This window comes from Streptomyces sp. NPDC056948, from assembly GCF_042674225.1.
Lineage (GTDB): Bacteria > Actinomycetota > Actinomycetes > Streptomycetales > Streptomycetaceae > Streptomyces > Streptomyces purpurascens.
Window position 1 is genome coordinate 1 of the sequence record NZ_JBHUQX010000336.1, and the last position, 10,654, is coordinate 10,654.

The window sequence follows — 10,654 nt, forward strand, 5'->3', positions numbered from 1 at the left end:
ACCGCGGCGGGGCGGGGCGCGCGGGGCCTTGGCGGGGGGGTCGGGGGGGGGGGGCGGCTGGGGGGAACCGAGCTCGCTGCCCGCGGACTCCTGGACGGTGGCGGCCTGGCTGGCGGCGCGGTCGGCGAAGTCGTTGAGCCGGTCGCCGTCGACCTGGTGGGCGGGCACGTAGCGGAAGTCGACCGAGCGGCCGTCCAGGAGCTCGTCGATGCGTACGACGAGGTCCTGGTTGGCGACCGGCTTGCCGGCGGACGTCTTCCAGCCGTTGCGCTTCCAGCCGGGCAGCCAGGTGGTGACGGCCTTCATCGCGTACTGCGAGTCCATCCGGATCTCGAGCGGTACGCCCGGGTCGGTCGCCGTCAGCAGGCGCTCCAGCGCGGTCAGTTCCGCGACGTTGTTGGTGGCCTTGCCGAGCGGCCCCGCCTCCCAGCTCACCGGGCTCTCTGAAGCGTCGGCGACGACCCAGGCCCAGCCCGCGGGCCCCGGGTTTCCCTTCGAAGCCCCGTCACACGCGGCCACAACACGTTCACGCATGGGCTCGATCATGCCATGGCCGCACGGTCCGCCCGGCCGGGAGGGTCGGGTGGCTACGACACGTCGGTCAGCTTGGGCATGTCTCCCTCGGTCGTCGTGATGTCGATCACCGAGAAGTTCGCGCCCTGCGGATCGCTGATGGCGGCGAACCGGCCGAACGGCGTGTTCATCGGACCGAACCGCAGCACGCCGCCGAGCTTGGTCGCCTTCGCCACGGCGTCGTCGCAGTCCTCGACGGTGAAGTAGACGTTGATGTACGGCGGCATCTCGGGCGGGAACTCCTCCGTCATCTTCATCCGGCCCAGCACGGTGCGTTCGCCGAGGTCGTAGATGCGGAAGTCAATCTCGCCGTCCTCCATGTCCCGCTGCCGGTAGGAGAAGACGGCGGGGAAGAACGCGTCGGACTTCTCGGGCTCGCGGGTGAAGACCTCGGCCCAGGTGTAGGCGCCCGGTTCGGCCATCACCTCGAAGCCCTCGTGGGTGCCCGCCTGCCAGACGCCGAAGACGACACCGCTCGGATCGCGGGCCAGGCACATGGTGCCGAAGTCGCCGACCTGCATCGGCTCCATCAGCACGTCGCCGCCGTTGTCGCGGATCCGGGCGGCGGTGGCGGCGGTGTCCCGGGCGGCGAAGTACAGGCACCACTGCGACGGGGCCTCCGGCTGGCCGGGCATGGGCGGGACGACGGCGGCGACCGCGTTGCCGTTGGCGTAGGCCTGGGTGTAGTCGCCGTACTCCGCCGACGCCTCGGCGAAGGTCCAGCCGAGGACGTCTCCGTAGAAGTTCTTGGCCCCTTCGAGGTCACTGAAACTCGCATCGGCCCAGCAAGGGGTTCCTTCAGGTTGCACGGCCATGACTGCGGCCCTCTCCGGATGGGTGGATGGTCCGTTTCCTCACGCTAGTCACCCTCGGGTCGGCCCGCGCGCCGAACGGGCGGTACCGCCGCAGACTGGGCGGAAGCCCTCGGCAGGACGGGGAGCGGTATGGCGGACGGGACGATGCGCGCGTGGTCGGTGGAGCGGCCGGGGCCCGTCGAGGAGGGGTCGCTCCGACTGGTGGAGAAACCCGTGCCGGTGCCCGCGGACGACGAGTTGCTGGTGCGGGTACGCGCCTGCGGAGTGTGCCGTACCGATCTGCATGTCGCCGAGGGCGATCTGCCCGTGCACCGGGTGGGTGTCACGCCCGGGCACGAGGTCGTCGGGACCGTGGCCGGTGCGGGCGCGGCCGTGCGCGGCTTCACGGTGGGCGACCGGGTCGGCGTGGCCTGGCTGCGCCGCACGGACGGCGACTGCGCGTACTGCGCACGCGGCGCGGAGAACCTCTGTCCCCGGTCCGAGTACACGGGCTGGTACGCCGACGGCGGCTACGCGGAGTACACGACCGTACCGGCCGCGTTCGCCTACCGAATGCCGGACGACGTGCCGGACGTGGCGCTTGCGCCCCTCCTGTGCGCGGGCATCATCGGCCACCGCGCGCTGCGGCGGGCCGCGCTGCCGCCCGGTGGGAGGCTCGGACTGTACGGCTTCGGGGGCAGCGCCCACCTGTGCGCGCAGGTGGCCCTGGCCGAGGGCGCCGTGGTGCACGTCATGACGCGTGGTGCTGCCGCGAGGCGGCTGGCGCTGGACCTGGGTGCCGCGTCCGCGCAGGACGCGTACGCGAGGCCGCCGGAGCCACTGGACAGCGCGATCCTCTTCGCCCCGGTCGGCGAACTCGTCCCGGTCGCCCTGCGCGCCCTCGACCGGGGCGGCGTCCTCGCCATCGCCGGTATCCACCTCACCGACACGCCTCCCCTGCACTACGAGACCGAGCTGTTCTACGAGAAGCAGATGCGCAGCGTCGCCTCCAACACGCGTGCGGACGGCCGGGAGTTCCTGACGCTGGCGGCCCGCTACGGCGTCCGCGCGACCACGCGTTCCTACCCGCTGTCGCGGGCTGTGGAGGCACTCGGGGATCTGAAGGCGGGGCGGTTCGACGGGGCGGCGGTGCTGGTGAACGACTAGGGGTGAGGCGGTGCGCTCCCGCGGTGCAGGCCCTGTGGCCGGGCGAACATGCGCGCCGCGGAGGGGGTGGCGGTGTGAGTGGTGACGGCGTGTGAGTCGCTACGGGGTGTGCGCCGGAGAGGTACGGGCGGTGACTCCGGCGATACGCGACGTCCCGTGCGCCCTGTGCGCTTTGTGCGCCGGGCGGCGCCGGGTCGGTGACCGGCGTGGGGGCACACGCCCGCTGGTCCTCCACACCCATCGTGGGTTTGCCACCTCCGGCGCGAGAAACCGCCCCCTTCACGCGGTTATCCGGCCGCCTCTGCCGCTGTTTGGCTATGCCTCGCGGCTCGTCCGGCTCACCGGCGCCACGAGGCCGCCGCCTTCGCCGGCCACTCCACCGTCCCTGCCACCACTCCAGCCATCCCGTCCGACCACTCGGCTCAGGTCCGGGGCGAAACAGGGCCCACTCGTGTGCCAGGCCACCGCTGCTCAGCAAAGGTTCCGCCCCGCTCACCCAGCGAACACCCCGTTCGATCCCAGGGAGGGAATGTGTCCGCCCCCGAAAGCACCACCGGCCCCGCCACCGACGACCCCGCCCCCGCTGCCGGCACCGGCGCGGCCGAGGCCCAGCTCACCAGTCTCAGCACGCAGGCGGCACGCCAGCTCGCCACCACCACCAAGTCCGTGCCGCAGATGCAGGCCATCACCTCGCGCTGGCTGCTCAAGATGCTGCCGTGGGTCGACGTCAGGGGCGGTGCCTACCGGGTCAACCGGCGTCTGACATTGCGTCTGGGCCGGGGCCGGGTCGAGTTCGAGCAGAACGGTGCCGACGACATCAGGGTCATCCCCCGGACGCTCACCGAACTGCCCGTGCTGCGCGGCTACTCCGACGGCGAGGTGCTGAAGCAGATCGCGTCGCGCTTCGAGGTCCGTGAGGTGCGCGTCGGCGAGGTGCTCTTCGAGGCCGGCCAGCCCGTCACCGAGGCCTACCTGATCGTGCACGGGCGTTTCACCCGGTACGCCACCGGCAAGTACGGCGAGGAGGAGGTCATCGGGGTCGTCACGGACGGCGAGGGACTCGGTGACGAGGCCGTGGGGCGGGCCGACCCGCTGTGGCTCACGTCCGTGCGGGCGGAGACCTCGGGCGTCGTGCTGGTGCTGTCCTGGGACGCTCTCCGGGAGTACACGGACCGTGTCCCGTCCCTCGCGGCCCATCTGGAGGCCTACGCGGAGCGGCAGAGCAAGCCCATGAACCGCAAGGGCGAGGCGGATGTGCCGGTGCAGGCCGGGCACGTGGGCGAACCGGTGCTGTCCGGCGGTTTCGTCGATTACGAACTCGCCCCACGCGAGTACGAGTTGTCGCTCACGCAGACCGTGCTGCGTGTCCACACCCGGATCGCCGACCTCTACAACGACCCGATGGACCAGACCGAGCAGCAGCTCCGGCTGACCATCGAGGAGATCCGTGAGCGGCAGGAGTGGGAGCTGGTCAACAACCGCGAGTTCGGGCTGCTGCACAACATCGACCACAGCCAGCGCATCAGCACGTTCTCGGGCCCGCCGACCCCGGACGACCTGGACGAGCTGCTGTCGATGCGGCGCAAGACGCGGCTGTTCCTCGCCCATCCCAAGGCGATCGCGGCGTTCTTCCGGCAGTGCAACAAGCGCGGGCTGGTGCCCGGCACGGCGAACGTCGACGGGCATGAGGTGCCCGCCTGGCGCGGTGTGCCGTTCTTCCCGTGCGGCAAGATCCCGGTCAACGACCACCACACCAGCAGCATCATCGCGCTGCGCACCGGCGAGGCCGACCAGGGGGTCGTCGGACTGTTCCAGACCGGTATCCCGGAGGAGTACCAGCCCGGCCTGAACGTACGGTTCATGGGCGTCGACGAGAGCGCGATCATCCGCTACCTGGTCACCGCGTACTACTCGATGGCCATCCTGGTGCCCGATGCCGCGGGCATCCTGGAGAACGTCCAGATCGGCCGGACGGCCGGCTGACGGGGTGGAGTCGAGCACGTCCATGAACACTCCCCCGCCCCCCGGCTCCGAGATCCCCGACGCCGAGACGCGACAGCCCTCCGACGCCGAAGCTGGGCCGACGCCCGGCCTTCCGGTGGCCCCACCGACCACCGAGGCCCCGGCCTCACCGGCCCTCGGGACCCCGACACCGCAGCTCTCGGGCTCCACGCCCCTACCAGCCCCGGGTTCACCGGCGGTACCGGCCCTCGGGACTCCGACTCCACAGCCCTCGGGCTCGTCGCCCCCACCAACCCCGGGCCCACCGGCCCTACCGCCCCTCGGCTCCCTGGCCCCACAGGCTCCCGGGTCCCCGGCCCCACCGCCCTCGGGCTCCGCGCTCCACTCCGGCCCACCGACCCCAGGGTCTCCGACCCCACCACCCCCCGGCTTGCCGATCCCACCGACTGCCGAATCCCCGGCTCCTCTACCCCCGGGCTCCGCACACCGGGCGGCTTTCCGACCTCCGTCCCCACCGACCTTCGGCTTCTCAGCCCCACCGGCCCTCAGGTCTCCGGCGCCACAGTCCCCGGGCTCCGCGATCCCCTCGGGCCCCGCGCCGCGTCCAGCCGTCACCCCTCCGACCTCAACATCCCTCGGCCTCCCGACCCCACCGACCGCCGAATCCCCGGTCCCGCCACTCCCGGGCTTCTCAGCCCCTGCGGCACTCAAGTCTTCGGCACCACTGCCCTCGGGCTCCGAGCCTCGTCCAACCCTCGATCCTTCGACCCCAACACCCCTCGGCCTCCCGACCCCACCGACCGCCGAATCCCCGGTCCCACCACCACCGAGCGATGCGACCCCGCCGGCCTTCCGCCCTCCCGCCCCACCAACCCTCGGTTTCTCGGCCCCAAGCCTCTCGGGCCTGGCGATCCCACCGGCCCCCGGTCCCTCGAACTCAACGGCCCAGCCCACCTCCGGCTCCCCGGCGCACCCCACCCCCCGCCACACCCCACCCGGCCCCCCGAGCTTCGCCCGTACCGGACGGGCCCGGCGGGGTGGGCCTGTGCCCGGGCTTCGGTATCGGGCCGCCGTGCCCGCCGATCCCGAGAAGGTCAAGGAGATCGACCGGAGGCTGGAGGCCTGGGCGCACGGGCTCGATCTGTTTCCGCCGGCGTGGACGGGGGACTTCGCGGGGTTCCAGTTCGGCCGGGCCGTGGTGCTCCAGCATCCGGGCGCCGCCGATCTGGACCGCCTCACCGTCGCAGGCGAGCTGCTGCTGGCCGAGAACCTCGTCGACAGTTGCTACTGCTCGGAGGACGAGGACCGGGGCGGTTCGTCTCGCGGTCTGGGAGGGCGGCTGGTCATCGCGCAGTCGGCACTCGACCCCTTCCACGGGCCCCCCGAGGCGGAGAGGGAGTGGCGCCAGGGGCTGACGGCCGACGGTCCGCTGCGCTCGTACCACCGCGCGTTGCGGGACTACGCCGGTTTCGCCACGCCCAGCCAGACCGACCGGTTCGTGCACGACATCGCCCGGCTGCACCTCGGGTACGTCGCCGAGGCCGCCTGGGCGGAGACGCGGTACGTGCCGCGCGTCTGGGAGTACCTGGTGATGCGGCAATTCAACAACTTCCGCCCCTGCCTGTCGATCGTCGACGCCGTGGACGGCTACGAACTGCCCGAGGCGGTCTACGCCCGACCGGAGATCCAGCGGATCACGGCGCTCGCGTGCAACGCCACCACGATCGTCAACGACCTGTACTCCTTCACGAAGGAGCTGGCGGCCGAACCCGACCACTTCAACCTGCCGCTGGTCATCGCCGCCGACGAACAGTGCGGACTCAAGGCCGCCTATCTGAAGGCCGTCGAGATCCACAACCAGATCATGGACGCCTTCGAGGAGGAGTCCGCGGTCCTGTCCGCCGGGTCGCCGCTCGTGGGGCGCTACGCCCAGGGCCTCGCCGCCTGGGTGTCCGGCAACCACGAGTGGCACGCCACCAACACCCACCGCTACCACCTGCCCGACTACTGGTAGAGCACAGTCCCTTGACGTCACGCCGGAAGCACGAGGAGCCGTCCTTGACCACCACCGCCGACGCCACCACCGCATCACTGCAGTCCCCGTCCGCCGCCGACTCGACGTACCAGACCCGCGTGGCCGACTACTGGAACGCGGAGGAGAACCCGGTCAACCTCGAACTGGGGAAGATCGACGACCTGTACCACCATCACTACGGCGTCGGAGACGCCGACTGGACCGTGCTCGACGAGCCCGACCCGGCGCTGCGCCGCGAGCGGGTCACCACCGAACTGCACCGCCTGGAGCACGCCCAGGCGGAACTGCTCGCCACCCACCTCGGCCCCCTCTCCCCCACCGACCGCGTCTTCGACGCCGGCTGCGGACGCGGCGGCGGCAGCGTCGTGGCGAACCTGCGGTACGGCTGCCGCGCCGACGGCGTGACGCTCTCGGCCAAGCAGGCGGACTTCGCCAACGAGCAGGCCCGGCAGCGCGGCATGGACGGCAAGGTCCGCTACCACTGCCGGAACATGCTCGACACGGGCTTCCCGTCGGACTCGTTCGCGGCGTCGTGGAACAACGAGTCGACCATGTACGTGGAGCTGGACCTGCTGTTCGCCGAGCACGCCCGGCTGCTGCGCCGCGGCGGACGCTACGTGGTGATCACCGGCTGCTACAACGACACCTACGGACGGGCCTCCCGCGAGGTCTCGCTGATCAACGCCCACTACATCTGCGACATCCATCCACGCTCGGAGTACTTCCGGGCGATGGCCCGCAACCGGCTGGTCCCCGTCCATGTGCAGGACCTCACCGACACCGCCATCCCCTACTGGGAGCTCCGCAAGCGGGCCGATCATCTCGTCACGGGCATCGAGGACACGTTCCTGACCGCGTACAAGAACGGCAGTTTCCAGTATCTGCTGATCACGGCCGACCGGGTCTGACAGCTCCTCAAGTCGTCGGTCACGGACACTCCGTGGCCGACGCGCGTCTTCCGCGCCGGGCCCGGCTGTGCTTGCCTGGGGAGCCGTTTCACCGGCCGGGGCGGGAGTTGCCGTATGCGCGGACCGTGGATCGTGGGTGTCCTGCTGGCCGGGCTGCTGCTCGGGGCGTGCGGGGACCCGTCGTCCGGACCTGGCACGTCCCCGCCGTCCGCGCCGGAGGTGTCCACGACCACGCACCAGCGGGCCCCGGCCTCACCCGGCCCCCGCGCGCCCGCCAAGGCGCCCCGCGTGCTGTATCTCGGCGACTCGCTCGCCATGGAGAACCAGAAGGTCCTCGGCCAGGAGCTGCGCCGGGACCTGCGCGCGAAGTACACGAGCGCCCCCTACTCGGGCACCACCCTGTGCGACTACCTGGAGGGCACGGCGGAGCGGTCGCTCGTACCGGCACGGGACAAGGCGGCCGCCCTGGTGAGGTCGCTGCGGCCGGACTTCGTGGTGCTGCAGTTCTGGGGCAACGCCTGGGACTTCACCTGGTGCATGGACAAGATCACGTACGACGGTTCACGGGAGCGGTACTTCAAGCGGTACGAGGCCGACGCGCGCCGGCTCGTCGAGCAGATCACGACGGCAGGCGGGGCCCGCCGGCCGCGGATCGTATGGGTGCTCCAGGGCCCGGACCCGATCACACCCGACCGGGTGCGGCGCGTGAACGGGCTGTACGAGCGGCTTGCCGCCGACTCGGACGGCATCGTCGCCGACGCCGGGGGGACGGTGAGCCCCGGCTCGGACCGCTACACGTGGACGCAGCACCTGCCCTGCACGGCCTACGAGCGTGCCCACCCCGACTACTGCACCCAGCCCGGCCGCGACCGGACGGCCCTGCACCGCGACGACGACTACCTGCACTTCTGCCTGGCCCCCACGACGTCGACGCCGAAGCCCTGCCCGGTGCGCTCCCCGGGCATCCTGCGCATCGCCCGGGAGATCACCAAAACCATTCGACAGTCGGCGAACTGACCGCTCGAATAGGCGTCATGTGCGCTGTGCGAATGCATGAGGACGAACGAGAGGTCGACGTCCCGCTCGTCGGGCGGCTGATCGCGGAACAGTTCCCGCGGTGGGCGGGGCTGCCCCTGCGGCGCCTGGAGTCCTCCGGGACCGAGAACGCCATGTTCCGCCTCGGTTCGGACAAGGTCGTGCGGCTCCCCCGGCATCCCCGCGCCGTCGAGGCCATCGCACACGAACTGCGCTGGCTGCCCCGGCTGGGCCCGGGCCTGCCCGCCGCCTCGCCCGAACCCCTCGGACGGGGCGAGCCCGGCGAGGGCTTCCCGTGGCCCTGGTCGGTGTACGGCTGGCTGGACGGCCGCAACCCGGTGCCCGGCGCCCTCGATGAGCCGGGGTTGCTGGCCAAGGATCTGGGCGCCTACGTCACGGCCCTGCGCCGGATCGACCCGGCAGAGGGCCCGACCGGTTACCGGGGAGTGCCGCTGGCGGCCCGGGACCCCTTCCTGCGCGAGGCGCTCGCCCAGCTCTCGGGACGGATCGACACCGCGGCGGTGTCGGAGGTGTGGGAGGAGGCCCTGCGCGTCCCGGAGTACGCCGGGCCGCCGGTCTGGGCGCACGGCGATCTGATGGCCGGGAACCTGCTGGTCACGGGCGGACGACTGAGCGCCGTGATCGACTTCGGCACGGTCGGGGTGGGAGATCCCGCCGTCGACCTCATCAGCGCCTGGTGCGTGCTGCCCGCCGGGGTCCGCGGCGTCTTCCGCGAGGCCACGGGCGCCGGCGAGGCCGAGTGGGCACGGGGCCTGGGCTGGGCCCTGTCGATCGCGGTCATCGCACTGCCGTACTACTGGGACACGAACCCGCCGGTCGCGCAGAACTCCCGGCATGTGATCCGGGAGATCCTGGCCGAGGCGGCGTAGGGGCAGGCAGGGTCCTGCCCCTCGGCCGGAGGGGGCACCTCACTCGCCCGCGTAGGCCTTGTCCAGGGTCGCGATGTCGAACTTGCTCATCGCCATGAACGCCGTGGTCACGCGGGCCACCTTCGCCGGGTCCGGGTCCATGATCATCTCTTGGAGCCGGTCCGGGACGACCTGCCAGGACAGGCCGTACTTGTCCTTGAGCCAGCCGCACGGACCGGGCTCGCCGCCGTTCTCGGTGAACTTGGTCCAGTAGTAGTCGATCTCCTCCTGGTCCGCGCAGAAGATCATGAAGGAGACCGCCTCGGTGAACTTGAACTGGGGGCCGCCGTTGAGCGCGAGGAACTTGTGGCCGTTGGCCGTGAACTCGACGGTCATGACGGTGCCCGCCCGGTGGGGCGTTCCCTCGGGGTAGCGGGCGACCTCGCCGATGCTGGAGTTCTTGAAGATCGAGACGTAGTGGTGGGCGGCCTCCTCGGCCTGGTCGTCGTACCAGAGACAGGTGGTGAAACCGTCGGTGGCCATGAGTACCTCCTGGGCGCGTGGAACGCTGTCACCACTGTCGACCGGCTCTCGCCCCGGAACTCATCGGTCGGCCGGCCGGCAAATTCAGGTGGCCGTTACACCGTTCGGGACTAGCATCCCGGTCATGACGTCCACGCCCGCCGACAGCGGCATCCGTCCCTTCCGCATCGACATTCCGCAGAGCGACCTCGACGACCTCCACGACCGCCTCGACCGGGCCCGGTGGCCCGACGAACTGCCCGGGGTGGGATGGACGTACGGCGTTCCGTCGGGCTATCTGCGCGAGCTGGTGCGGTACTGGCGGCACACGTACGACTGGCGGGCGGCGGAGGCGCGGCTGAACGCGTGGCCTCAGTTCACGACCGAGATCGACGGCGCGCGGGTGCACTTCGCGCACATCCGCTCCCCCGAACCCGACGCCACCCCGCTGATCGTCACGCACGGATGGCCGGGGTCGATCGTCGAGTTCCTCGACATCGTCGGGCCGTTGACGGACCCGGCCGCCCACGGCGGCGATCCGGCCGACGCCTTTCATGTCGTGCTGCCGAGCATTCCCGGCTTCGGGTTCTCCGGGCCCACCCGGGAGACCGGCTGGGAGGCGCGCCGGATCGCCGACGCGTGGGCCGAGCTGATGACGCGCCTCGGCTACGAGCGGTTCGGCGCCCAGGGCGGCGACTGGGGCGCGGGCATCTCCCGCGAACTGGGCCGTGTGCACCCCGACCGGGTCACCGGCATCCACCTCAATCTGCTGCCCGGCGGACAGGCGAC

General features: G+C 71.5%; 10 protein-coding genes. 7 read left to right on the top strand and 3 right to left on the bottom strand.

What is annotated here, in order from left to right:
* Positions 1-546, bottom strand: a 546-nt coding sequence (locus tag ACFTZL_RS32990; protein ID WP_382590309.1) for a ribonuclease H, incomplete at its 3' end; no start/stop codon positions are given.
* A 41-nt stretch (positions 547-587) separates the two neighbouring features.
* Complete coding sequence (locus ACFTZL_RS32995; RefSeq protein ID WP_382590312.1) at positions 588-1,388, bottom strand: VOC family protein; 801 nt, start codon at positions 1,386-1,388, stop codon at positions 588-590.
* Positions 1,389-1,532: 144 nt separating this feature from the next.
* Between ACFTZL_RS32995 and ACFTZL_RS33000 the strand changes: the two genes are divergently transcribed.
* The 6 genes from ACFTZL_RS33000 to ACFTZL_RS33025 all read left to right on the top strand — a co-directional run bounded on the left by ACFTZL_RS33000 (position 1,533) and on the right by ACFTZL_RS33025 (position 9,364).
* Positions 1,533-2,534: a zinc-binding alcohol dehydrogenase family protein gene (locus ACFTZL_RS33000; RefSeq protein ID WP_382590333.1), complete on the top strand. Its 1,002-nt coding sequence runs from the start codon at positions 1,533-1,535 to the stop codon at positions 2,532-2,534.
* A gap of 531 nt (positions 2,535-3,065) precedes the next feature.
* Entirely contained in the window at positions 3,066-4,517 is a 1,452-nt protein-coding gene (locus tag ACFTZL_RS33005) for a family 2B encapsulin nanocompartment shell protein (protein ID WP_382590315.1), read from the top strand.
* Positions 4,518-5,406: 889 nt separating this feature from the next.
* Positions 5,407-6,510 carry a family 2 encapsulin nanocompartment cargo protein terpene cyclase gene (locus ACFTZL_RS33010; RefSeq protein WP_382590336.1) on the top strand — a complete coding sequence of 368 codons (1,104 nt, stop codon included), beginning with the start codon at positions 5,407-5,409 and terminating at the stop codon, positions 6,508-6,510.
* A gap of 44 nt (positions 6,511-6,554) precedes the next feature.
* Positions 6,555-7,439 (top strand): geranyl diphosphate 2-C-methyltransferase, encoded by an 885-nt coding sequence (locus ACFTZL_RS33015; protein ID WP_382590318.1) that lies wholly within the window; start codon positions 6,555-6,557, stop codon positions 7,437-7,439.
* Positions 7,440-7,553: 114 nt separating this feature from the next.
* Positions 7,554-8,456 (top strand): SGNH/GDSL hydrolase family protein, encoded by a 903-nt coding sequence (locus tag ACFTZL_RS33020; RefSeq protein WP_382590321.1) that lies wholly within the window; start codon positions 7,554-7,556, stop codon positions 8,454-8,456.
* Between the two features lie 32 nt (positions 8,457-8,488).
* Complete coding sequence (locus ACFTZL_RS33025; protein WP_382590324.1) at positions 8,489-9,364, top strand: aminoglycoside phosphotransferase family protein; 876 nt, start codon at positions 8,489-8,491, stop codon at positions 9,362-9,364.
* A gap of 39 nt (positions 9,365-9,403) precedes the next feature.
* Here ACFTZL_RS33025 and ACFTZL_RS33030 read toward each other — a convergent pair whose 3' ends face one another.
* Entirely contained in the window at positions 9,404-9,886 is a 483-nt protein-coding gene (locus tag ACFTZL_RS33030) for a VOC family protein (protein WP_382590327.1), read from the bottom strand.
* Between the two features lie 124 nt (positions 9,887-10,010).
* Here ACFTZL_RS33030 and ACFTZL_RS33035 point away from each other — a divergent pair.
* Positions 10,011-10,654, top strand: a 644-nt coding sequence (locus tag ACFTZL_RS33035) for an epoxide hydrolase family protein (protein ID WP_382590330.1), incomplete at its 3' end; no start/stop codon positions are given.

What these genes read in the sequence shown, in the direction of transcription:
- ACFTZL_RS33030 (WP_382590327.1), bottom strand. Translation starts at nt 9,886, where the DNA reads ATGGCCACCGACGGTTTCACCACCTGTCTCTGGTACGACGACCAGGCC.
- ACFTZL_RS33025 (WP_382590324.1), top strand. Translation starts at nt 8,489, where the DNA reads ATGCATGAGGACGAACGAGAGGTCGACGTCCCGCTCGTCGGGCGGCTG.
- ACFTZL_RS32995 (WP_382590312.1), bottom strand. Translation starts at nt 1,388, where the DNA reads ATGGCCGTGCAACCTGAAGGAACCCCTTGCTGGGCCGATGCGAGTTTC.
- ACFTZL_RS33000 (WP_382590333.1), top strand. Translation starts at nt 1,533, where the DNA reads ATGCGCGCGTGGTCGGTGGAGCGGCCGGGGCCCGTCGAGGAGGGGTCG.
- ACFTZL_RS33020 (WP_382590321.1), top strand. Translation starts at nt 7,554, where the DNA reads ATGCGCGGACCGTGGATCGTGGGTGTCCTGCTGGCCGGGCTGCTGCTC.